At 63.1% G+C, this 23,199-nt stretch carries 20 protein-coding genes and 4 tRNA genes; 20 read left to right on the top strand and 4 right to left on the bottom strand.

Going from position 1 to position 23,199, the window contains the following annotated elements; all coding sequences use genetic code 11:
- Positions 1 to 35: 35 nt before the first annotated feature.
- The 16 genes from ACLEJP_RS17200 to ACLEJP_RS17125 all read left to right on the top strand — a co-directional run bounded on the left by ACLEJP_RS17200 (position 36) and on the right by ACLEJP_RS17125 (position 14,695).
- The gene (locus tag ACLEJP_RS17200; RefSeq protein ID WP_440808285.1) at positions 36 to 1,040 is read left to right on the top strand and encodes an aspartate-semialdehyde dehydrogenase; all 1,005 of its coding nucleotides are present in this window, start codon (positions 36 to 38) and stop codon (positions 1,038 to 1,040) included.
- Positions 1,041 to 1,111: 71 nt separating this feature from the next.
- Positions 1,112 to 3,808, top strand: a complete 2,697-nt coding sequence (locus ACLEJP_RS17195; RefSeq protein ID WP_440808282.1) for a FimV/HubP family polar landmark protein — start codon at positions 1,112 to 1,114, stop codon at positions 3,806 to 3,808.
- Between the two features lie 128 nt (positions 3,809 to 3,936).
- Positions 3,937 to 4,794 carry a tRNA pseudouridine(38-40) synthase TruA gene (gene truA / locus ACLEJP_RS17190; protein ID WP_440808280.1) on the top strand — a complete coding sequence of 286 codons (858 nt, stop codon included), beginning with the start codon at positions 3,937 to 3,939 and terminating at the stop codon, positions 4,792 to 4,794.
- Between the two features lie 61 nt (positions 4,795 to 4,855).
- Complete coding sequence (locus ACLEJP_RS17185) at positions 4,856 to 5,476, top strand: phosphoribosylanthranilate isomerase (protein WP_289131578.1); 621 nt, start codon at positions 4,856 to 4,858, stop codon at positions 5,474 to 5,476.
- Between the two features lie 215 nt (positions 5,477 to 5,691).
- Positions 5,692 to 6,585, top strand: coding sequence for an acetyl-CoA carboxylase, carboxyltransferase subunit beta (accD, locus tag ACLEJP_RS17180; protein ID WP_296234361.1), 894 nt, complete (start codon positions 5,692 to 5,694; stop codon positions 6,583 to 6,585).
- Positions 6,585 to 7,892 (top strand): bifunctional tetrahydrofolate synthase/dihydrofolate synthase, encoded by a 1,308-nt coding sequence (gene folC, locus ACLEJP_RS17175; protein WP_440808276.1) that lies wholly within the window; start codon positions 6,585 to 6,587, stop codon positions 7,890 to 7,892. Before accD ends, folC begins: the two co-directional genes overlap by 1 nt.
- Positions 7,876 to 8,553, top strand: coding sequence for an SPOR domain-containing protein (locus ACLEJP_RS17170; protein WP_440808275.1), 678 nt, complete (start codon positions 7,876 to 7,878; stop codon positions 8,551 to 8,553). Before folC ends, ACLEJP_RS17170 begins: the two co-directional genes overlap by 17 nt.
- Before the next feature lie 166 nt (positions 8,554 to 8,719).
- The gene (locus ACLEJP_RS17165; RefSeq protein ID WP_170028950.1) at positions 8,720 to 9,277 is read left to right on the top strand and encodes a CvpA family protein; all 558 of its coding nucleotides are present in this window, start codon (positions 8,720 to 8,722) and stop codon (positions 9,275 to 9,277) included.
- Between the two features lie 42 nt (positions 9,278 to 9,319).
- The gene (gene purF / locus ACLEJP_RS17160; protein WP_170028951.1) at positions 9,320 to 10,825 is read left to right on the top strand and encodes an amidophosphoribosyltransferase; all 1,506 of its coding nucleotides are present in this window, start codon (positions 9,320 to 9,322) and stop codon (positions 10,823 to 10,825) included.
- A 15-nt stretch (positions 10,826 to 10,840) separates the two neighbouring features.
- Positions 10,841 to 12,052, top strand: coding sequence for an O-succinylhomoserine sulfhydrylase (locus ACLEJP_RS17155; RefSeq protein ID WP_440808271.1), 1,212 nt, complete (start codon positions 10,841 to 10,843; stop codon positions 12,050 to 12,052).
- Positions 12,049 to 12,822, top strand: a complete 774-nt coding sequence (locus ACLEJP_RS17150; protein WP_289131573.1) for an SDR family oxidoreductase — start codon at positions 12,049 to 12,051, stop codon at positions 12,820 to 12,822. The genes ACLEJP_RS17155 and ACLEJP_RS17150 overlap by 4 nt, the downstream gene beginning before the upstream one ends.
- A gap of 229 nt (positions 12,823 to 13,051) precedes the next feature.
- Positions 13,052 to 13,127 (top strand) — tRNA-Val (locus ACLEJP_RS17145).
- Positions 13,128 to 13,193: 66 nt separating this feature from the next.
- Positions 13,194 to 13,270: transfer RNA gene (locus tag ACLEJP_RS17140), tRNA-Asp, on the top strand.
- 100 nt (positions 13,271 to 13,370) lie between these two features.
- Positions 13,371 to 13,447: transfer RNA gene (locus ACLEJP_RS17135), tRNA-Asp, on the top strand.
- A gap of 141 nt (positions 13,448 to 13,588) precedes the next feature.
- Positions 13,589 to 13,665: transfer RNA gene (locus ACLEJP_RS17130), tRNA-Asp, on the top strand.
- A 199-nt stretch (positions 13,666 to 13,864) separates the two neighbouring features.
- A complete protein-coding gene (locus ACLEJP_RS17125) occupies positions 13,865 to 14,695 on the top strand; it encodes a DUF2242 domain-containing protein (protein WP_440808269.1) in 831 nt (276 codons plus the stop codon).
- Between the two features lie 74 nt (positions 14,696 to 14,769).
- On the opposite strand, the gene ACLEJP_RS17120 is transcribed toward ACLEJP_RS17125, so the two are convergent.
- The gene (locus ACLEJP_RS17120) at positions 14,770 to 15,615 is read right to left on the bottom strand and encodes a LysR family transcriptional regulator (RefSeq protein WP_440808266.1); all 846 of its coding nucleotides are present in this window, start codon (positions 15,613 to 15,615) and stop codon (positions 14,770 to 14,772) included.
- Positions 15,616 to 15,722: 107 nt separating this feature from the next.
- Here ACLEJP_RS17120 and ACLEJP_RS17115 point away from each other — a divergent pair, with 107 nt between their 5' ends.
- The 3 genes from ACLEJP_RS17115 (at position 15,723) to ACLEJP_RS17105 (ending at position 18,882) form a co-directional block, all read left to right on the top strand.
- On the top strand, positions 15,723 to 16,433 hold the full coding sequence (locus ACLEJP_RS17115; RefSeq protein ID WP_440808264.1) for a haloacid dehalogenase type II: 711 nt from the start codon (positions 15,723 to 15,725) through the stop codon (positions 16,431 to 16,433).
- 265 nt (positions 16,434 to 16,698) lie between these two features.
- Complete coding sequence (locus tag ACLEJP_RS17110; RefSeq protein ID WP_440808261.1) at positions 16,699 to 18,105, top strand: amino acid permease; 1,407 nt, start codon at positions 16,699 to 16,701, stop codon at positions 18,103 to 18,105.
- 36 nt (positions 18,106 to 18,141) lie between these two features.
- Positions 18,142 to 18,882 carry an aldolase gene (locus tag ACLEJP_RS17105; RefSeq protein WP_440808260.1) on the top strand — a complete coding sequence of 247 codons (741 nt, stop codon included), beginning with the start codon at positions 18,142 to 18,144 and terminating at the stop codon, positions 18,880 to 18,882.
- A gap of 438 nt (positions 18,883 to 19,320) precedes the next feature.
- On the opposite strand, the gene ACLEJP_RS17100 is transcribed toward ACLEJP_RS17105, so the two are convergent.
- From ACLEJP_RS17100 to ACLEJP_RS17090, 3 genes are all read right to left on the bottom strand, one after another.
- Positions 19,321 to 20,361, bottom strand: coding sequence for an AraC family transcriptional regulator (locus ACLEJP_RS17100; protein WP_440808258.1), 1,041 nt, complete (start codon positions 20,359 to 20,361; stop codon positions 19,321 to 19,323).
- A gap of 4 nt (positions 20,362 to 20,365) precedes the next feature.
- The gene (locus tag ACLEJP_RS17095) at positions 20,366 to 21,484 is read right to left on the bottom strand and encodes a carbon-nitrogen hydrolase family protein (protein ID WP_440808256.1); all 1,119 of its coding nucleotides are present in this window, start codon (positions 21,482 to 21,484) and stop codon (positions 20,366 to 20,368) included.
- 187 nt (positions 21,485 to 21,671) lie between these two features.
- Entirely contained in the window at positions 21,672 to 22,637 is a 966-nt protein-coding gene (locus ACLEJP_RS17090; RefSeq protein ID WP_440808254.1) for a GlxA family transcriptional regulator, read from the bottom strand.
- 96 nt (positions 22,638 to 22,733) lie between these two features.
- Between ACLEJP_RS17090 and ACLEJP_RS17085 the strand changes: the two genes are divergently transcribed.
- Entirely contained in the window at positions 22,734 to 23,198 is a 465-nt protein-coding gene (locus ACLEJP_RS17085; RefSeq protein ID WP_440808252.1) for a tautomerase family protein, read from the top strand.
- The last annotated feature ends 1 nt before the right edge of the window (position 23,199 follow it).

Genomic DNA, 23,199 nt, shown 5'->3' with positions numbered 1-23,199 from the left:
CCGCCCCCGCCGTTTTCAGCAAAAGGACTCCTTCCATGACAAACCCTCTGGACATCGCCGTCGTCGGCGCCACCGGCAGCGTCGGTGAAGCCCTGGTACAGATCCTCGAAGAACTGGCCTTCCCGGTCGGCACGCTGCACCTGCTGGCCAGCATGGAATCGGCCGGTAGCAGCGTGATGTTCGCCGGCAAGAAGCTGAAAGTGCGCGAAGTGGACAGCTTCGACTTCGCCCAGGTCAAGCTGGCCTTCTTCGCCACCGGCGCCGCTGTCAGCCGCAGCTTTGCCGGCAAGGCGTTGCAGGCGGGTTGCACGGTCATCGACCTGTCCGGCGGCCTGGACGACGCCCTGGCCCTGGTACCGGAAGCCAACGCCGAACGCCTGGCCGGCCTGGCGCTGCCCGCGCGCATCGTCAGCCCGTGCTCGGCCGCAGTGGCCGTGGCCGTTGCGCTGGCACCGCTCAAGGGCCTGCTGGATATCGAGCGGGTGCAGGTGATGGCGGCGCTGGCGGTGTCTGCGCAAGGCCGTGAAGCGGTCACCGAACTGGCCCGGCAAACCGCCGAGCTGCTCAATGCCCGGCCGCTGGAACCACGCTTCTTCGACCGCCAGGTGGCCTTCAACCTGCTGGCCCAGGTCGGTGCCGCCGATGAACAGGGCCATACCGCGCTGGAGCGGCGCCTGGTCAACGAATTGCGCGTGCTGCTGGGCATGCCGGAACTGAAGATTTCCGTGAGCTGTGTTCAAGTCCCGGTGTTTTTTGGCGATAGCTTCAGTGTGGCGGTGCAGAGCCGCCGCCCGGTGGACCTGGAGGCGATTCAACACGCTCTCGAGGCGGCTGACAGTGTCGAACTGGTGGAGCGCGATGATTATCCGACCCCGGTTGGTGACGCAGTGGGCCAAGACGTGGTCTATGTTGGTCGTGTACGGCACGGTGTTGATGAGGCGCAGCAACTCAATCTCTGGCTGACCACCGACAATGTGCGCAAAGGTGCCGCGCTAAACGCTGTGCAAGTGGCGCAATTGTTGATTAAACACATGCCGTAAAAGATACTGGCGAGCACTTTTGTCCTGCTCTGCATGCAGGTTTCAGGACGCTTCATACAAGGGAAGAGGTCATGCTTCGAATTCGCAAACTGGTTCTGGCCATGGCTGCAGCATCGGCGCTGTCGTCGGGCATGGCGAATGCCCTGGGCCTGGGGGAGCTGACCCTCAAGTCGGCACAGAACCAGCCGCTGGACGCCGAGATCGAGCTGCTGGACGTGCGCGACCTTACCGCCGCCGAAGTGGCGCCGAGCCTGGCGCCGCCGGAAGAGTTCAGCAAGGCCGGGGTAGCGCTGCCGCCTTACCTCGAAGACCTCACCTTCACGCCGGTGATCAACCCCAATGGCAGGAGCGTGTTGCGGGTTACCTCCAGCCAGCCGCTGCCGGGCCCGGTGGTCAAGTTCCTGGTTCAGGTGATGTGGCCGCAGGGCCGCCTGCTGCGTGACTACAGCGTGCTGCTCGACCAGGCCAAGGCCCAGGGCGACAAGCCGGCAGCGGGCAATGTCGCACCGGCAGTGACCGCTGCCGGCAGCTACACCACCCAGCGCCGCGACACCTTGTGGCAGATTGCCGCGCGCAACACCCAGGGTGGTTCGATCCAGCAGACCATGATCGCGATCCAGGCGCTGAACCCGGATGCCTTCATCGGCAACAACATCAACCAGCTGAAGGTGGGGCAGGTGCTGCGCCTGCCTGACCAGCAGCAGATCCAGAGCATCCCGCAGGGCGAGGCGATCAGCGAAGTGGCCGAGCAGTATGCCGCCTGGCGTGAAGGCCGCCGCCTGGGCCCGCGTGCCCGCCAGCTGGATGCCACCCGTCGGGGTGCCGCCGAGGCGGCACCGGCGCGTATCGCCCAGGGCGACAACCTGCGCCTGGTCAGCCCGGGCAACGCCGGTGCCGACCAGGCCAAGGCACTCAGCGACAAGCTGGCCGTGGCCGAGGAAAGCCTGGACACCAGCCGTCGCGACAACGAAGAACTCAAGAGCCGCATGGCCGACCTGCAGAGCCAGCTGGACAAGCTGCAGCGTCTGATCGAGCTGAAGAACAACCAGTTGGCCCGCCTGGAGGCCCAGGGGGCAGCGGCCCCGGCCCAGCCCGCGGCCGATGCTCAACCGGTGGTCAAACCGGCGCCTGCCGCCGTGGATACCGCACCCAAGCCGGCGCCAGCCGCCGAGCCTGCAGCCGGCGAACAGCCTGGCAATGTACTGGATGAAATCACCGGCAATCCGCTGTTGCTGGGGCTGATCGCCGGCAGCGCGTTGCTCGTGCTGCTGCTTCTGCTGTTGCTGCTGGCGCGCAAGCGCAAGGCCCAGCAGGAAGCCGAAAAACACCTGCGCATGGCGCGCGCGCTGGAAGAAGAGCAGGCCACAGGCTTCGACAACGACAGCGCAAGCCTCGATGGCGTCGATGTTTCGGCGCCGAGCGTGACTCTGTCGCCAGCCGTGGTCGCCGCTTCGGCCGCCGCTGCCGCAGCAGCAGAAAAGCCGCTGGCGGCCGCCGTCGAAACGCAGCCCGAGGCACAGGCCGACCCCTACGCCGCGCTGCTGGAAGAGGTCGGGCAATGCCTGGCCGCAGGCCGCCTGAACCGCGCTGCCGACCTGCTGGAGCCCGCCGTGGCTGCTGCGCCGGAGCGTGATGACCTGCGCCTGCAACTGATGGACGTGTACGCTCGCCAGGGTGACCAGAGTGCGTTCGTCGAGCAGGAGCGCAAACTGCCGGCCAGCGAGCAGAACAGCGCCGCGGTCGCCGGCTTGAAGGAACGCTACCCGGCCATGCTCGGCCTGGCTGCTGCCGGCCTCGGTGCTGCGGCCCTGGCTGCCGAGATGGACGAACAGTATGTGCAGGGCTTGCTGCAGGATCAGCCTGAAACGCCAGCGCCTGCCGAAGTCGGCCTGGACGACTTGCCGACCCTCGAGCCGCAGTTGGCGGTCGAGCCGGAGGCCGCCGCGCCAGCGCAGCCTGAAGCTGCACCTGAGCTGGATGCCTTCGATGAAGTGCCGACCCTCGATATGCCGGGCCTGGACGAACAGGACCTGGACACTGCCTTCGACCTGAGCCTGGGTGATGACCTGCCCGAGGACAGCCCGCTGGCTACGCCGGGGCTGGACGAACCGGTGCTGGACGAGCCGGTACTCGATGAGCCCCTGCCGCAAGTGGCGCAGGAAGAACAACAACCGTTTGCCGTCGATGCCGAGCTGCAGGCCGATGCCGACGCCGATTTCGAGGCCATGCTGGCCCAGGCCGAAGCGCAACCCGCTGTCGACCTGTCCGATTTCGACCTCGATGTCAGCGAGCCGGTTGCCCCGGCTGCGCCGGGTGTCGACGAAACCCCGGTGGATGTCGCCGCGGAACTGGCTGCTTTCGACAGCGTGCCGGCGTTCGACCCATTGTCCGAGTTCGACCTGCCATCCGACTTCGACCTGTCGTTGTCGCTGGAAGATGATTCGCCAGCGGCGAAGAACTTCGCCTCCGAGCTGGACGATGTCAACGCCGAGCTGGACAAGCTGTCGCAGAGCCTCGAGTCGCCCTCGCTGGAGCCACATTTCACCAGCGAAGACGCCGCTGCCCAGCCCGAGCCCGAGCCGCTGGACGACCTGGACTTCGACTTCTTCTCCGGCAGCGACGAAGTGGCCACCAAGCTTGATTTGGCGCGTGCCTATATCGACATGGGCGACAACCAGGGGGCGCGCGACATCCTCGATGAAGTGGTCAAGGATGGTGATGAAAACCAGCGCCAGGAAGCCGAGGACATGCTTTCCCGTCTGGTTTGAGGCACCCAAGGCTGGCCTCTCCGTGGAAACCCGCGAAGCGGCCATAAGACAATGCGGATCCCACGGCAGCCCAACATGGCTGCCGTTGTCGTTATAATCCCCGCCATTCCGTACACCCCACAGGTTTCATGCTCTTGGACATCATCGACACTGCCGCCGAGTCTGCGGCCGAAGGCTACTCTCGCATCGCCCTGGGCGTGGAATACAAGGGCGCGCGCTACCGCGGCTGGCAGCGCCAGGCCAGCGGCGTGCCAAGTGTCCAGCAAGCGCTCGAGCAAGCGTTGTCCAAGGTGGCCAACGAGCCGATTTCGGTCATCTGCGCCGGGCGCACCGACGCCGGCGTACATGGCTGTGGGCAGGTCGTGCATTTCGACACCCGCGCCGTGCGCGACGAGCGCGCCTGGACCATGGGCACCAACTTCAACCTGCCGCATGACATCAGTGTGGTCTGGTCGCGGCCGATGCCGGCCGACTTCCATGCCCGTTTCAAGGCCTGTGCCCGGCGTTACCGCTACGTCATCTACAACGACCCGATCCGCCCCGCGCACCTGGCCGAGGAGGTCACCTGGAACCATCGCCCGCTGGATGTCGAGCGCATGGCCGAAGCCGCGCAGTACCTGCTCGGCACCCATGACTTCAGCGCCTTCCGGGCCAGCCAGTGCCAGGCCAAGTCGCCGATCAAGCACATCTACCACCTGCGCGTTACCCGGCATGGCCAGATGATCGTGCTGGACATACGCGCCACGGCGTTCCTGCACCACATGGTGCGCAACATCGCCGGTGTGCTGATGACCATCGGCGCCGGCGAGCGCCCGGTGGCCTGGGCGCGCGAGGTGCTGGAAGGGCGCAACCGTCGCGAAGGCGGGGTCACGGCGCACCCGTACGGGCTTTACCTGGTGCAGGTGGAGTACCCCGAGGCGTATGCACTGCCCAGCCGTTACATCGGCCCACACTTTTTGACTGGCTACGAGGCATTGGCTGACTGACGGGCCAAACGTCATTTGTTAACATCCGGCCTTTCACTGCCACCAGCAGGGTTCGCTGTCCATGAGCAACGTTCGCAGCAAGATCTGCGGTATTACCCGCATCGAAGACGCACTGGCCGCTGCCGAGGCAGGGGCTGACGCCATCGGCCTGGTGTTCTACACCAGGAGCCCGCGGGCGGTGGACGTACGTCAGGCACGGGCGATCATCGCCGCGCTGCCGCCATTCGTGACCACGGTGGGGTTGTTCGTCAACGCCACGCGCTGCGAGCTGAACGAGATTCTCGAAGCGGTGCCGCTGGACCTGCTACAGTTCCACGGCGATGAAACCCCGCAGGACTGCGAAGGCTACCAGCGTCCCTGGATCAAGGCCCTGCGCGTACGCCCGGGCGACGACCTGGAGGCGGCCTGCCAGCTGTACGCCGGGGCCCGTGGCATCCTGCTGGACACCTATGTGCCTGGCGTACCCGGGGGTACCGGTGAGGCGTTCGACTGGTCGCTGGTGCCGGCGCGCCTGAGCAAACCGGTCATCCTGGCCGGTGGGTTGTCTGCCGACAATGTCGGCCAGGCCATCGCCCAGGTGCGGCCCTACGCGGTAGATGTCAGTGGCGGCGTGGAGCAGGCCAAGGGCATCAAGGATGCGGCGAAGATCGAGGCCTTCCTGCAGGCGGTGAAACAGGCGTGATAGCAGATGTGACGGCTGGCTGCGCGCCATCGTCCATAGCTTTCGCAGCCCTGTGGGGCAGCCGTCAGCGTCTGTGGCGGCAGAACATACATTAGCGGTGGAGCGGCGCGCCGGAAGCCCCGGCGGTCGGTCCATCATCGTTTCATGAAAGATTGTGAGCTCAAGGGCAGGGCCGGCGCTACCGGGCCCGCCTGCCGATACTGGAGAAAGAAAGCATGAGCAACTGGTTAGTCGACAAACTGATCCCTTCGATCATGCGTTCCGAGGTGAAGAAGAGCTCGGTGCCTGAAGGCCTGTGGCACAAATGCCCGGCCTGCGAGGCCGTGCTGTATCGTCCGGAGCTGGAAAAGACCCTGGATGTCTGCCCCAAGTGCAACCACCACATGCGCATCGGCGCACGTGCGCGCATCGACATCTTCCTCGACGCCGATGGCCGTGCCGAACTGGGCGCCGAGCTGGAACCGGTCGACCGCCTGAAGTTCCGTGATGGCAAGAAGTACAAGGACCGCCTGGCCGGCGCACAGAAGCAGACCGGCGAGAAAGACGCGCTGATCTCCATGAGCGGCACCCTGATGGGCATGCCGATCGTGGTCAGTGCCTTCGAGTTCTCGTTCATGGGCGGCTCCATGGGTGCGATCGTCGGCGAGCGTTTCGTACGCGCGGCCAACTACGCCCTGGAGCACCGCTGCCCGATGGTGTGCTTCTCCGCCTCCGGCGGCGCGCGCATGCAGGAAGCGCTGATCTCGCTGATGCAGATGGCCAAGACCTCGGCCGTGCTGGCGCGCCTGCGTGAAGAAGGCATCCCGTTCATCTCGGTACTGACCGACCCGGTATACGGTGGCGTTTCCGCCAGCCTGGCGATGCTCGGTGACGTGATTGTCGGCGAGCCGAAGGCGCTGATCGGTTTCGCCGGCCCGCGGGTGATCGAGCAGACCGTGCGCGAGAAACTGCCGGAAGGCTTCCAGCGCAGCGAGTTCCTGCTGGAGCACGGTGCGATCGACCTGATCATCCCGCGTGGTGAACTGCGTCCGCGTCTGGCTCGCCTGCTGGCGCAGATGACTGGCCAGGAAACCCCGGCGCAGGCGCGTGAGGCGGCTGCCGTCGCGTGATGACACAACGATCCCTGGGCGAATGGCTCGCCTACCTCGAGCAGTTGCACCCCACGGCCATCGACATGGGCCTGGAGCGGTCGCAAAAGGTGCTTGCCCGGCTGGCGTTGGGCAAGCTGGCGCCACGCGTGGTAACGGTGACCGGCACCAACGGCAAGGGCTCGACCTGCGCCTTCGTGGCTTCACTGCTGCGTGCCCAGGGGTTGAAGGTCGGCGTGTACAGCTCGCCGCACCTGTTGCGTTATAACGAGCGGGTACTGATCGATGGCCACGAAGCCAGCGATGAGCGCCTGTGTGCAGCCTTCGCTGCCGTCGAGGCGGCGCGCGGCGACATTTCGCTGACCTATTTCGAGATGGGTACCCTGGCCGCGTTCTGGTTGTTCTACCAGTCGCAGCTGGACGCGGTGGTGCTGGAAGTGGGCCTGGGTGGCCGCCTGGATACCGTGAACGTGGTGGATGCCGACCTGGCTCTGGTGACCAGCATCGGCGTCGACCATGTCGACTACCTGGGCGATACCCGCGAGCAGGTGGCCTTCGAAAAGGCCGGCATCTTCCGCCAGGGCAAGCCAGCCCTGTGTGGCGACCTGGATCCACCGCAGCCGCTGCTGGACAAGGCCGCCGAGCTGGCTGCGCCATTGTTCCTGCGCGGGCGCGATTTCGACCTGGCCGGTGCCGATGGCCACTGGAGCTGGCGCGGTACGGCCGCGACGGGTGAGCCGGTAGCGTTGCCCGGCCTGCCTTTGCTCGACCTGCCGATGGAGAACGCCGCGCTTGCCCTGCAGGCCTCCCTGCTGATGGGGTTGCCGTGGGACGCCGGGCAGATTCGCCAGGCGCTGCTGGATACCCGTATCACCGGGCGCCTCGATCGCCGGCTACTGAGCTGGCAGGGCCGGTCGGTGGAGCTGTTACTGGATGTGGGGCACAACCCGCATGCCGCAGAATACCTGGCGCGACGCCTGGCAGCGCGACCACTGAGCGGGCGTCGCCTGGCGGTGTTCGGGCTGCTCGCCGACAAGGACCTGGACGGCGTTGTCGCGCCGCTGCAGGGCCTGGTCGACGACTGGGCGGTGGCGCCGCTGGACACCCCGCGCAGCCGCCCGGCTGCCGAGCTGGTCGCGGCCTTGACGAACCTCGGCGCCGCGGTGAAGTCTTATGCCAGCGTCGACGCCGCCCTTGAAGGGCAATGCGCGCAGGCGACGGCGGATGACCAGATCTTGCTGTTCGGTTCGTTTTTCTGTGTTGCCCAGGCGCTGGAATGGCTGGAGCGGCACGCCCAGGAGGGTGGAGTAGATGGCAGTGCTGGATAAAGGGATGAAACAGCGCATGGTGGGTGCGTTGGTGCTGGTGGCGCTGGCGGTGATTTTCCTGCCGATGCTGTTCACCCGCGAGGACGAGATGCGCCAGGTGCACGTCGAGGCCCCGCAGGCACCGGCCATGCCAAGCCTGCCGGAAGTAAAGGTGGAGCCGGTCGCCGTGCCGGAGCCGCAGGCCATTGCGCCAGAGCCACAACAGCCACCGGTGGTGGTGGAGGAATCCACCGCACCGGCGAGCCCGCCCAGCCAGCCGATCACGCCGTCGCCGCAGGTACAGGTGCAGGCTCAGCCGCCCAAGGCGCAGGCGCCCGCGCCAAAGGTCGAGCCCAAGCCGGAGAGCAAGCCGGCAGTGGCTTCGGCCCCGGCCGCAGCGGTGGCCAAAGCGGAAGCGCCATCGAAGATCGACGTCAATGGCCTGCCCGTCAGTTGGTCCATCCAGCTGGCCAGCCTGTCCAACCGCGCTGGTGCCGAGAAGCTGCAGCAAACCTTGCGTAGCCAGGGGTATAACGCCTATGTCCGCTCGGCGGGTGGGATGAACCGGGTATACGTGGGGCCGTTGATCGAGCGCGCCGAGGCCGAGCGCATGCGCGATGCGATCAACCGCCAGAACAGCCTCAAGGGCTTTGTGGTGCGCTTCCAGCCCGAACGCAGCTGATCCTGTTTGACAAGCTCCTGGGTAAATCGCGCATTTCTCTTGTGCGCGATCCCTGGAGGGCAGGTTTGCCCGCGAATGATCCAACCCCAATCAACCTGACATTCCGCTTACTCCCGGCCCGCCGCTCTGGTAAAATGCGCCGCCTCAAACGTCTGCAGGCAGCACCGTGGCATTTACCCTGGTTGATTGGGCGATCATCGCGATCATCGCCGTCTCCACACTGATCAGTCTCAAGCGCGGCTTCGTCAAGGAAGCCATGTCCTTGCTCATCTGGATCATTGCCGGTGCGGTTGCCTGGATGTTCGGCGGTTCGCTGTCGGTGTATCTTGAAAGCTACATCCAGACGCCGTCGATGCGCGTCATCGCCGGCTGCGCCATTCTTTTCGTCGCCACCTTGCTGGTAGGCGCCATGATCAACTTCCTCATCGGCGAGCTGATTCGCGTGACCGGGCTGTCCGGCACCGATCGTTTCCTGGGCATGGCCTTCGGTGCCGCGCGCGGGGCCTTGCTGGTGGTGGTGGCCATCGGGCTGATCAGCCTGGGGCCGGTTCAACAGGACACCTGGTGGCAGGAATCACGCCTGATACCACAATTTCTCTTGGTTGCCGACTGGTCGAAAAACCTGATCCTGGGGTTTACCGGCCAGTGGACACCCAGTGGGCTGATCGGCACTCCGGCTGATCTTCCGTTCAAGGAACAGTTGCTCGGGCCGGCAAAGCCCTGAGCGCTATTCACTCAAGTTTCGTCAAAGTAGGGGTTGCGTCGCATGTGTGGCATCGTCGGTATCGTCGGTAAGTCGAACGTCAATCAGGCGCTGTATGACGCGCTTACGGTCCTCCAGCACCGCGGCCAGGACGCTGCCGGTATCGTGACCAGCCATGACGGCCGGTTGTTCCTGCGCAAGGATAATGGCCTGGTGCGCGATGTCTTCCAGCAGCGCCACATGCAGCGCCTGGTCGGCAACATCGGCATCGGCCACGTGCGCTACCCGACCGCGGGCAGCTCGACCTCGGCCGAGGCCCAGCCGTTCTACGTCAACTCGCCTTATGGCATCACCCTGGCACACAACGGCAACCTGACCAATGTCGAGCAGCTGGCCAAGGAGATCTACGAGTCCGACCTGCGCCACGTCAATACCAACTCCGACTCGGAAGTGCTGCTGAACGTGTTCGCCCATGAGCTGGCCGTACGCGGCAAGCTGCAGCCGACCGAAGAAGACGTGTTCGCCGCGGTGTCCCATGTGCATAGCCGCTGTGTCGGCGGTTACGCCGTGGTGGCGATGATCACCGGCTACGGTATCGTCGGTTTCCGCGACCCCAATGGCATCCGCCCGGTGGTGTTCGGCCAGCGTCACACCGACGAAGGCGTGGAATACATGATCGCCTCGGAAAGCGTGGCCCTGGACGTGCTCGGCTTCACCCTGATCCGCGACCTGGCACCCGGCGAAGCGGTCTACATCACCGAAGAAGGCCAGCTGTACACCAAGCAGTGCGCCGACGCGCCGAAACTGCAGCCGTGCATCTTCGAGCACGTCTACCTGGCCCGCCCGGACTCGATCATGGACGGCGTGTCGGTGTACAAGGCGCGCCTGCGCATGGGTGAGAAGCTGGCCGAGAAGATCCAGCGCGAGCGCCCGGACCACGACATCGACGTGGTCATCCCGATCCCGGACACCAGCCGCACCGCGGCCCTGGAGCTGGCCAACCACCTGGGCGTGAAGTTCCGCGAAGGCTTCGTCAAGAACCGCTACATCGGCCGTACCTTCATCATGCCCGGCCAGGCCGCGCGCAAGAAATCGGTACGCCAGAAGCTCAACGCCATCGAGCTGGAATTCCGCGGCAAGAACGTGATGCTGGTGGACGACTCGATCGTGCGCGGCACCACCTGCAAGCAGATCATCCAGATGGCCCGCGAAGCCGGCGCCAAGAACGTCTACTTCTGCTCCGCAGCCCCTGCGGTGCGCTACCCCAACGTCTACGGCATCGATATGCCGAGCGCTCACGAACTGATCGCCCACAACCGCACCACCGAACAGGTGGCCGAGTTGATCGGCGCCGACTGGCTGGTCTACCAGGACCTGCCGGACCTGATCGAATCGGTCGGTGGCGGCAAGATCAAGATCGAGCACTTCGACTGCGCGGTGTTCAACGGTGAATATGTCACCGGCGACATCGACGAGGCCTACCTCGACCGCATCGAACAAGCCCGCAATGACCTGGCCAAGGTCAAGAACCAGGCAGTCAGCGCGATCATCGACCTGTACAACAACTGATTCGGGAGCGACGGCATGACGGATCAATGGGATGCCGGGCGGCTGGACAGCGACCTCGAGGGTGTCGGTTTCGACACCCTGGCGGTGCGCGCCGGTCAGCACCGTACACCGGAGGCCGAGCACAGCGAAGCGCTGTTCCTGACCTCCAGCTATGTGTTTCGCACGGCTGCAGACGCCGCCGCGCGCTTTGCCGGCGAAACGCCGGGCAACGTCTATTCGCGTTACACCAACCCGTCGGTGCGCGCCTTCGAGGAGCGCCTGGCGGCCATGGAAGGCGCCGAACAGGCCGTGGGCACGTCCACCGGCATGGCCGCGATCCTCGCCGTGGTGATGTCGCTGTGCAGCGCCGGTGACCATGTGCTGGTGTCGCAAAGCGTGTTCGGTTCGACCATCAGCCTGTTCGAGAAGTATTTCAAGCGCTTTGGCGTGCAGGTGGACTACGTGCCGCTGGTCGACCTGGCTGGCTGGGAAAAAGCCATCAAGGCCAACACCAAGCTGCTGATCGTCGAGTCGCCGTCCAACCCGCTGGCCGAGTTGGTCGATATCACTGCCCTCAGCGAAATCGCCCACGCCCACGGTGCCATGCTGGTAGTGGACAACTGCTTCAGCACCCCGGCGCTGCAGCAACCGCTGAAGCTGGGTGCCGACATCGTGTTCCACTCGGCCACCAAGTTCATCGACGGCCAGGGCCGCTGCATGGGCGGCGTGGTTGCCGGGCGTGCCGAGCAGATGAAGGAAGTGGTCGGTTTCCTGCGTACCGCAGGCCCGACCCTCAGCCCATTCAATGCCTGGATCTTCACCAAGGGCCTGGAAACCCTGCGCCTGCGCATGCGTGCGCACTGTGAAAGCGCCCAGCTGCTGGCCGAATGGCTGGAGCAGCAGGAGGGCGTGGAGAAGGTGCATTACGCCGGCCTGCCGAGCCACCCGCAGCACGAGCTGGCCAAGCGCCAGATGAGCGGCTTCGGTGCGGTGGTCAGCTTCGAGGTCAAGGGCGGCAAAGAGGGCGCCTGGCGCTTCATCGACGCCACCCGGGTGATCTCCATCACCACCAACCTCGGTGACAGCAAGACCACCATCGCCCACCCGGCCACCACTTCCCACGGCCGTCTGACGCCGCAGGAGCGTGAAGCTGCGGGGATTCGCGACAGCCTGATCCGCGTTGCCGTGGGCCTGGAAGACGTCGCTGACCTGCAGGCCGACCTGGCGCGCGGGCTGGCGGCACTGTGATCGAGATCGGCGGCGCTGCGCCCGGCCACAACGGCCGGGTTGCCCTGGTCACGGGTGCCGCGCGCGGCATTGGCCTGGGCATTGCCGCCTGGCTGATCTGCGAAGGCTGGCAGGTGGTGCTCAGTGATCTTGATCGCCAGCGTGGTGCCAAGGTGGCCAAGGCCCTGGGTGGCAACGCCTGGTTCATTACCATGGATGTTGCCGACGAGGCCCAGGTCAGTGCCGGGGTGTCCGAGGTGCTGGGGCAGTTTGGCCGCCTGGACGCGTTGGTGTGCAACGCGGCCATTGCCAACCCGCACAACCATACCCTGGAAAGCCTGAGCCTGGCGCAGTGGAACCGCGTGCTGGCGGTCAACCTCAGTGGCCCGATGCTGCTGGCCAAGCACTGTGCGCCGTACCTGCGCGCGCACAACGGGGCGATCGTCAACCTGACCTCTACCCGGGCGCGGCAGTCCGAGCCTGACACCGAGGCCTACGCAGCCAGCAAGGGCGGCCTGGTGGCGTTGACCCATGCGCTGGCCATGAGCCTCGGCCCGGAGATCCGCGTCAATGCGGTGAGCCCGGGCTGGATCGACGCCCGCGACCCGTCGCAGCGCCGGGCCGAACCGTTGACCGAGGCCGACCATGCCCAGCATCCGACGGGCAGGGTAGGGACGGTGGAAGACGTGGCGGCCATGGTGGCCTGGCTGTTGTCACGCCAGGCGGCATTCGTTACCGGCCAGGAGTTCGTGGTCGATGGCGGCATGACCCGCAAGATGATCTACACCTGAGCATTCTGCATATTTTGTACTGGCCTCTTCGCGGGCACGCCCGCTCCCACAGGTATTTCACATAGGTCAGGATCGGTGGAGATCCTGTGGGAGCGGGCGAGCCCGCGAAGAGGTCGGTGTAGCCAACCGACCTTTTTTGAAAAAAATCCAACGGGGCTATTGACTTAGCTTCACCACCTGCGTAAATTTCGCGGCCTCAGCGAAGCAAACGCAACAAGCAACATCGCGAGGGTGATTAGCTCAGCCGGGAGAGCATCTGCCTTACAAGCAGAGGGTCGGCGGTTCGATCCCGTCATCACCCACCACTTCCTGAGAAGTTCCTGGTGCTAAAGGTTTTGCAAGAGGCCGATAGCCAGAGAGGAGCGCACTGCGCAGCGGTAGTTCAGTCGGTTAGAATACCGGCCTGTCACGCCGGGGGTCGCGGGTTCGAGTCCCGTCCGCTGCGCCATTTTTCAATAACAGATGGGTGCCTGGCACCGGTCTGAAGTCGCAAGGCAAGCTGCCTTGGGCTGATCCCAGTTTCAATCGGGCGCAAGCCTGAACGATACGCAGCGGTAGTTCAGTCGGTTAGAATACCGGCCTGTCACGCCGGGGGTCGCGGGTTCGAGTCCCGTCCGCTGCGCCATCTTCGTTTCAAGGTCCCTTGAACACCTTGAAGCAAACACAAGAGAAGCGATCCAGTCATCGCTTTTTTTGTGCCTATCCTGAGGCCATCGAGCCGGAAGGGTAGACCCAGGTTTCAATCGGGCGCAAGCCTGAATGATACGCAGCGGTAGTTCAGTCGGTTAGAATACCGGCCTGTCACGCCGGGGGTCGCGGGTTCGAGTCCCGTCCGCTGCGCCATCTTCGCCTCGAGGCCCCTTGAACGCCTCGAAGCACGAAAAAGCGACCTCAGGGTCGCTTTTTTTGTTTCTGCGCCTGGCCGTCGCCGGCCTTGGCCCAGATTTACACGAATCTGACAGACTCTTCACCGATCAGCGGTTCCTGTGCCTGCCTGCTGTGTTGCACAATAGGCACCTTTCTGACTTACCCGGAATACGCAATGACCAGATCTACCGTCTTTGGTGCGCTCGGGCTGGCCCTGGTGCTGGCGGGCGTGACCGGTTGTTCCTCGAAAAAAGCCGCCGTCTACGAGCATGAGAATTTCGATGACTCGGGCACCTTCTCGCGCAGCTTCCCGGTGAGCGATGCCGGCTCTTGCGAGGCCGCCCGGCGTGCCTTGCTCAGCCAGGGCTATATCATCACCAGCAGCGGTGCCAACCAGGTGATGGGCAACAAGAGTTTCCAGCAGAACAGCGAGAATCACCTGCAGATCAGCTTCAACGTTACCTGTGCGCCGGATGTGAGCGACGAGCAGCGCTCGACCATGTTCGCCAACGCCCTGCAGGACCGTTATGCCCTGAAGAAGTCCAACACCTCGGCCAGCCTGGGCGTTGGCGTGCTGGGTTCTGTGTCGATGCCGATCGGCTCCAGCGACGATTCCATGGTCAAGGTGGCCAGCGAGACGGTGACGGCGGCGCAGTTCTATGATCGCTATTTCGCCCTGGTGGAGAGCTATCTGCCCAAGCCCAAGCCGAAGCAGGCGAGCAAGGCCGAGGCCGAGGCGCCCGCGCCAAAGGTCGAAAAGCCTGCGGCTGACCTGGGGCTGCCGGAGCAGGCAGCGGCCAGCCCGGTGGCGCCCGCCCCGGCAGCCGCGCCTGTTACTGAGGCTGTGCCAGCGCCAGCAGCCATGGCGCCGGCCACTGAGGCGGTAGCGGCGCCAGCGGTGGATGACAGCCAGGGCTCGCAGCCGGTGGCACCGCCGGCCGAGGCTGCGCCGATTGAGGTGCAGCAACAGGCCCAGCCTGGCGAAGCCACTTCGCCCGCTCTATGAAAGCGCACGGTCGGGAACGAAAGAGCTCGGCCAGCAGCGGCCCGAAGAAATAAAGGCAGACGAGAGCTGCCCGTTCAATTCACGTGCTCGATGAGAAAATCAGCGACGAGTTTCTGAGCGTTGGTCAATATTCGGCTAGCCGCTACAAGTGCCAGTTCTGTCGAAGGCGGGACGCCAAGGCCTAACTCCGTGGATACAATCCGGTGATCGGGACGTATCGCATTGCCAGGCAACAGGCTTAGGCCGAGATTGGCGGAAATAGCGGCTTGAATGCTCGTCAGGCTTGGCGATGCGAACGCGATTCGCCATCGCCTGCCGGCGAGCTCAAGGGCGCGGATAGCACGTTCCCTGTACAAGCATCCCGGCGCATACACTACAAGCGGAACGGTATCCTGATCCAACGGTAGGTCAGGCCCGGCGACCCAGCTTAAATGCTCTGGCCATATGGCAATCGCTTCTCCATCGCCGCTGTTGCGCTTTACCACGGCCATGTCTAGCTCGCGGCGTTCCATCTGGGCGATCAGGCTGCTGCTTAATCCATTTGATATGTCGAGCCTGATGTCAGGAAAGCGCTGGTTGAAGCCAGTGATAAGCCTGATTAGCTGATCAATCGGGAAATCCTCAGGGATGCCGAGGCTGACCACGCCGCGAATGTCAGCGCAACTCATCATGTCCCCGACTTCCCGAGCAAGTCCTACCAATCGCCGTGCGTAACCCAGCAGACGCTCACCATCCTCGGTGAGCTGGACCGACCTGCATGCCCGTTGGCGAACGAGTAGCGCCCGCCCGACCTGCTCCTCGAGCTTCTTTATCTGCTGGCTGATGGTCGATTGAGTACGCTTCACTCGATCTCCTGCCCGAGTGAACCCTCCCGAATCGACGACAGAGACGAAGGTTTGCAAGAGGTCCAGGTCGATCATGGCGATTAATCTGCGTTTCGAATTATTTTTTCATCATAATTCAATTTTCAAATTTGGCACAGCGCGGGGATGATGAACTCGTACCAACAACGCAGAGTGCTATTTCCATGTCTCTTCATGATTTTTCCAAGCCTCAATGGCTGACTTTCGATTGCTACGGCACCTTGATTCAGTGGGATGAAGGGCTGCTGGATTACGTCCGTACGCTCCTCCAGCAAAAAGGAATCATCCACCGTGAGGCGGAATTTCTGCGGGTTTATGATGAATACGAACACCGCCTCGAACAGCAGCCGTCCTTCATGAATTTTCGCCAGGTAACCGAGCAGTCGCTGCGCAGCACCCTGAGAGAGCTGGAGGTCAGCTACGAGGGAGGTGAGGCCGAAGCATTCGTCGAGCGGATCGGGCGCATGACGCCTTTTGCAGAAGTAGTACCTACCCTCGACTGGTTGAAGGCGCAGGGCTTCAAGTTGTGCATCGTCTCGAATACCGACGATGACATCATTGCAGGCAATGTCGCCCAGCTAGGCGGGCTGATTGACAGGGTCATCACCGCTCAGCAAGCCCAAGCGTACAAGCCTGACCCTCGCCTTTTCGATTTCGCTCACGAGCAGCTTGGTGTGAAACGCTCCCAAGTCCTGCATATCTGCGCAAGTCCCCATCTCGATCTGGTAGCTGCGCGGGATATGGGCTTCCGCTGCATCTGGATCGACCGAGGCACGAAACGCATGCCCCTTGCGGATTACAAGCCTGACGCCGTTTTCCCGACGCTGGATCCGGTTTGCAGCCTGTTTGAGCAACTTGGTTGGGCGCGCTCCTAGGGAGAAGGGGAGGGGTGCTTCAGGCTGCCGACAGGTGAGCGCTCCTCCCGGCGCCTCATGATTAGCTGCAACTCAAGTCATGGGTTGTAACGACAACAACGCCCTATATCTCCACGACATGCAGTGCCTATTGCCAAGGCAGGCGCAGATACGGCTTTAAGTCATTAAGTCCAGGTCTGCAATAACACGCCTGCCAGTGGCATTTCCCTCATAAGTGTTCCAGTGATATTGACTCCGCTAAAAAACAATAATGGAGAAGACGACCATGCCGAATGAAAGCAAGCCCTCAGCGCTCAAGGTAGCGCTGAAAACAAGACATGTCAGCATGCTAGCGCTTGGAAGTGCACTGGGTGCTGGACTATTTGTTGGATCGAGTACGGTAATCGCTTCCACCGGTCCTGGTGCCTTCATTACCTATGCGTTGACAGGCGTTATCGTGGCGTTGGTAATGCGGATGCTCGGTGAAATGGCGGCAGCGCATCCCGTGACAGGCTCTTTTATTGAATATGCCCGCTTGGCCTTCGGCCGTCCGGCGGGTTACATGACCGGATGGCTATATTGGTATTTCTGGGTCATTGTCGTGGGTTTCGAGGCCGTGGCGGGGGCGCAAATCATTAACGGCTGGCTACCTGATATACCCGTATGGACGATAGCTTTGGGGCTCATGATGAGCATGACCCTGCTCAATTTGATGTCTGTCCACTCCTTCGGGGAGGCTGAGTACTGGTTTGCCGGCGTCAAGGTTGTGGCAATCCTGGTGTTCGTCGGGGTCGTCGTCTTTTTCATGTTGGATAATGACTCAACCGCTACGGCCAACTTCGGTAATCTGACAGCACATGGCGGTTTCCTGCCATACGGCGTCGGATCATTGTTCGCGGGTGTGGTAGTAGTGATTTTCTCCATGACTGGAATGGAGGTTGCTACGCTTGCTGCCGCCGAGTCGGGGGACCCCGCACGCAGCATTCGCAAAGTCGCCAACACCGTCATCATGCGTATCATGATTTTCTATGTCCTGGCGATATTCCTTATCGTTGTCGCGCAGCCTTGGAGCAACATCATTCCTGGCAAGTCTCCCTTCGTAACCACGCTTGAACATATTGGCATTCCTGCTGCCGGCACCATTCTAACCGCGGTAATTCTGGTGGCGGTGCTCTCTGTATTAAATGCCGGTATCTACACTGCATCGCGGGTCTTGTTCATCCTGGCATCCAACGATGACGCCCCGCGTTCAATGGCCCGGCTTAATCATAAAGGCGTTCCGGTCCGTGGTGTCATTGCCTCCACACTCGTGGGATATGGCTGCGTGGTCATAGCCGCGCTCTGGCCCGACACTGTCTTTCAGTTCCTCATCAACTCATCCGGAACAGTGTTTCTCTTTGTTTATCTGATGATTTGTCTGTCTCAGCTCAGATTACGCAGTAACTGGGTCTCGCAGGGCTCTCTGAAATTTGCAGTTTGGGGACATCCGTGGGTACCGCTGTTGGTGATCGCAGCGATTGTAGCCGTCCTGGCAAGCATGGCGTTCGACCCGGTGCTCCGGATCAGCCTTGGCCAATGTGGCATCGCTATCATTGCATTGGCCGTCTACTATTTGGCCCGCGCGGCGAACAACCGATTATCCGTTGTTGCTGTCGAACCCAGCTACAGCAATAAATCAAATAGCCGCCAATGATCAGGCACACATAAGTTGTGAGGAAGGGAGGTTTTCATGAAGGCAGAATTGAATCCTGGGGCAGAGATTTTTTCGGAAAGCAGTGTCGTTGAACTGAGAGAAAGTCTAGCGCTGGCTTTACGTGCGGCCGCCTATCATGGCTTTGGTGAAGGGGTCTGCAATCATTTCAGTATCGCGCTGCCACAACAGCCCGATCTGTTCTTGTTGAATCCACGGGGCTTGCTGTGGGAAGAGATCCAAGCCGATGACATCGTCATCGTCGACAGCGACGGAAATCGAATTGCTGGACGTCATGAGGTTGAGCCCACGGCGATGTTTATTCATGCAGCCATTCATCGAATTGCGAAAAAGTCCTGTGTGCTTCATACACATATGCCCTATGCGACTGCACTTGCTCTGACCGAACATGGCTGCCTGGATACCCAGCTTTCGCAAAATGCGATGAGGTTTCATAATCGCGTGGTTGTAGATAAACAATACAACGGCTTTGCGCTGGATCACTCCGAGGGGGAGCGCATTGCAATTGCCATGGGCGGGGCTGATATCGTATTTCTGAGAAATCATGGCGTGGTAGTGTGTAATGATAGAATTGATTATGCCTATGACGATTTGTATTTTTTAGAAAGAGCGTGCGGCGCCGAGGTGTTGGCGCGCTCTACGGGCCTTGCACTAGCGGGTGTCAGTAATGATATAGCTGCGAAAGTTGCACTTCAGGCTGACGGTGAGCGACTTCAATCGGCGTTGTTCTTCAAGGCGCTAGGTCGCAAGCTTGGTTGAAGCTTTGCTTTTGGATGGGAGCAAGGAAGCCCCGGCTTTTACTGGAGCTCGCTTGTCATGGCTGGTCCAATGGTAGGCCCGACGGGGCATTAGCGTCTTGCTTGCGCGCCACACTTGAACAACCCACGGAAGCGCATCTCGGTGGAGCCGAACCAGGCTTGGTTGTCGGTGGTCCGATGCGCTGTCTGGGTGACGACATGCTTCTCGGCTAGAAATCCATCAGGCTGACACAGTTGGGGGGATTACCTTACAGCTTTGTTGTATCTTTCCTAAGCTTGTCATCGTTCCTTCATCTCACCTGCCTAGGGTGAAGGCAACCGCCATCAAGAGAAAATGAGCAAGAGGACGCAGGGTTATGGATGAATACCAGGAAGAACTTCTCGAATACCAGGCTTATGAACTGGACACTCCGGAACCAGCCGACGACGCCACCGAGCTCTAGCCCACCCGCCGCTGGCTGCGGCGGAACTCGCCCGGTGTAAGGCCCGTCCAGCGCTTGAACGCGCGCTGGAAGGCCTCGGCCGATGCAAACCCCAACAGATAGGCGATCTCGCCAAAGGCCAGTGCCGTATCGCGGATGTAGGTCTCGGCCAGGTCGCGCCGTGTTTCGTTGAGCAGGTCACGAAAACGCGTGCCTTCCTCGGCCAGCTTGCGGCGCAAGGTCCAAGTCGGCAGCTGCAGGTGCAGCGCTACTTCTTCCAGGTCCGGTTCGCGACCGCCATTGAGCAACGGGCCCAGCAGGTGGGTGATGCGCTCACCCAGGCTGCGTACGCGGGTGCGTTGCAGCATCTCCGCCTCGCACAGCTGCAGCAGATGCTGCCAGGTGCTTGGGCAATGCCGCGGGTTGGCCAGCTGCAGCGTGGCGCGGCTCAGGCGCAATTGATTGCTTTCTGCGGCAAATTGCACGGGTGCGCTGCACAATGGCTGGTAACGTTCGGCGTAGGCGGGGGCGGCAAACTCGATTTCCAGGCGCTCGGCCTGCACCGGTGTGCCGGCAAGGTCGCTCAACTGGGCCAGCCAGCCCGCGAGCAGGGAATCGACGACGAAGCGGTTGTAGGCGTTGTAGGGGCTGATCGAGTAGAAGCGCAGCCAGGCGCCGTGGGCGTCCTCATGGAAGCTGCAATGGCCACGGTAGTTGGCCGCATACAGCGGCTCGAAGCGCAGCAGGGTGCGCGCCGCCTCGCCCACGCTGGGCGCCTGGGCCGCGGTGACCCCGGCCAGCCCGGCCTGCGCCAGACGGCTCAGGCGCCCCATGTGCAGGCCCAGCGCCGCCTCGCCGCACAGTTCGATGGCGGCATGCCCCAGGTGCATGTAGCGCGGTATCGACAAACGTGCATTGGCCTCGCCCAGGCGTACCGCGCCCAGGCCATAGCGCTGTAACAGCGGCTCAGGGTCGTGGCCAAGCTCGCGCAGGGCCTCGCTCAGCGGCTGGACGAAACCGACCGAAAGGTCGCCCAGGCGCACACGGGGGCGGGCCATCGGCCTACAACCACAGGTTCAGCAGGCGGGCGCCAGGGCTGGGCGTTCCCGCCAGCAGTTCACCGGCCTGGCGGGCAAAGCCCTGGCCGTCGCTGCCCTGTTCCCAGAACTGCCCGCGCATGAACACGCTCATGCTGCTGACGCCGGCCCCGGCGGCCTCGGTCAGGCGCTGCCAGGCGGCCTGTTCGCTGACTTCGCCGCGCTGCAAGGGCAGCCTGGCGCTGGCAGCCTGATGACGGTTGCCACGCCAGGGTGCCTGCCAGCTGTTCTTGCCGCTGAGGAATACCGGGTTGGCGATCAGTTCTACGGCCTGGCGGGCCAGTTGCTGGTGGTTTTCCGGGTACCAGCTATCGCTGCCCACCAGTACTCCCAGGCGTCCGGCAGGGGTCTGCACGACCTGCAAAGGCTGCTGGCGGCCATCGTGGACATAGCGGCGCATTTCGCTGTCGGGGAACTGTTGACGCTGTGGCTGGCCGAGCAGCGAGCCGTCGCTGGCGAACACCATGCTGCTGTTGAACAGCGGGCCGTTGCCGGCATGCAGCACGCCGTGTTTCACATAGGGGGCGGGCAGTACGATCGAGCCGGCCACCAGGGTCACGTTGAATTCCTTGGCCAGGCCGCCGAACAGCTGCTGGTAGTCCGTGGCCATCTGTTCGGCTTTCATGCGCAAATGGGCATCGGCGCGGCGGTCGTCACCGTCAGCACCGAGCATGGCCAGGCCATAGCGCAGCGGGTTGCTCAGCTCCAGCCATTGCAGGGCTTCACGACTTTGGGTGACCTGGTACAGCTCGTTCTTTTCGCCGCGCGCCCACAGCCAGGTACCGATGTGCTCGGGCAGTACCACCACCGTGCGCGGGCCGACCAGGCCCTGGGCCCGGGCCTGTTCCAGGTAGGCCGCGAGCTTGCGGTGCAGGCGTTGCAGGTTCTGATAGTCGCCGGGGTACAGCAACGGCTCGACGCCGAGCAGGTTGCCATGTTCGCCGGGCACGCCATGGTTCAGCGCCAGTTCGATGCGCAGGTCGGACAGGTAATGGCCTTCCGGGCGCTGCTGGGTCCAGAAACCGTAGCCACAGAGTGCGGCGGCTATAACCAACGCCAGGGTGCTTGCCAGGAGTTTTCGCATCAAACTTCAGCTTTCACCTAAAAAATGAGCCGGCGGCGCAGAACGCAAGGACATAGCGCGGCCCTGTTCATCAGCTTGGAATCCTTTGCAGACTGTACCTGCAAATCGCGCCGGGATCATACCAAAGCTACCGTGCGCTTATGAGTATTCTCTGCTGCCGCTCATTGGCGTCCACCGCCATGCCTGCTCAGCGCTGGCGCAATTGTCGCGGGGTGGCGTTGAGCAAACGTCGCATCAGCCGCCGCAGCGCCGTGGCGTCCTGGTAGCCGACCTGCGCCGAGACCGCTTCGACGGAGTATTCGCCAGACTCGAGCAGCGCCCGGGCCTTGTGCAACTGCACCCGCTGGATCAGCTGCCGGGTAGAGTGCCCCGTTGCCTTGTGCACATGCCGCGACAGGGTCCGCTCGGACATGCCGACGCTTGCCGCCAGGGCCTTGACGCTGGCCGGTTCCGGCAGTGACTTCTCGATCTCGGCAGTCAGGCGCGAGACCAGCGCATTGCCTTGCGCCAGCACGGCAGGAATGACGAAAGGCGCCTGCAATTGCCGGCGGTCGAGCAGCAGCGCCTTGCCCACCGCGTCGGCGATTGCAGGTGACAGGCGCCGCCGGAGCAGGTGCAGCATCAGGTCGGTTTGCGCGAAGGCGGCACCTGCCGTGGTCACGGGGTGGTCGGCCAGGACCATGAAGTCCGGCTCCACGCGGCAACCGGGTGCCAGTTGCTGCAGATGCGTAGCCAGCCACCAGGAGGTAGTCACCCGCCGGCCGTCCAGCAGCCCGGCTGCCTGCAGCAGAAACACCGCCGAACAGGACGCCGCAACTTCTCTGCCGTTGGCGACATGACTGCGCAGCGCAGCGCGGCAGGGTGCTGCCCATGGCTCGGCGAGGCGCTGCTCGAGGAGTGCGATGTCGCTGACGCCGATGCCCGGTATGACCCAGCAGGAGTGGTCCTCGGCGCTCGTTTCGAGTGGTTGCACCGGCAGTTGCAGGCCATGGCCCAGCGCTACCGGCCCCGGTTGCGGGCCGCAAACCCGCCAGCGTGGTGCGGCCAGGCCGAGTCGCTCGCTGACGGTGGCTGCGCTGGCGAGGATGTCCAGGGTGGCGGCCACGCTCGTCGCGAATGCCCCCGGGGTGACCAGGATGGTGAAATCGTACATTGGCGGATTATGCGCGAAACGGGACGGATCCGACACTTCTGCACGCAACGGCTGACGGGCCTAATGGCGCTTCCATTCATCATCAAGGTTTCCGCCATGCCCAACATCCTGATCAAGGTCCCTGCCGGGGCTTTCAACGAAGCGCAACGCGAACTGCTGCTCAAGCGCGTCAGCGAGGCCGCCATCGCCCACGAACACATGGGTAGCGCGCTACCGCAGCGCAGCCTGTGCTGGGTGCTCATCGAGGAGGTGCGTGGCGCTGACTGGCTGTGTGGCGGGGTGAACCTGCACGCCCAGGCCATTCCCTGCATCGTCACGGTGAAGGTGCCGGCCGGGGTCCTCGATGCACAGATGCGCAAGGATTACGTGCAGGGTCTGCACCAGGCCATCGAACACTGCGTGGGGCAGGATGACGGGCGCAGGCTGATGACGTCGATACAGCTGGTCGACGTCGCCGATGGCACCTGGGGCGCCAACGGCAACCTCTGGCATCTTGCCGATTTCACCCGCGCTGCCGGTTACGGCCATCTTGACGCGCGCAGCCAGCAGCCATGCGCCTGAA

The sequence above is a fragment of the Pseudomonas sp. SMV7 genome, assembly GCF_052041995.1.
In the GTDB taxonomy this organism is placed as follows: Bacteria; Pseudomonadota; Gammaproteobacteria; order Pseudomonadales; family Pseudomonadaceae; genus Aquipseudomonas.
The sequence above is the reverse complement of the archived record's forward strand: the minus strand, read 5'-3'. Positions and strand labels throughout refer to the sequence as shown.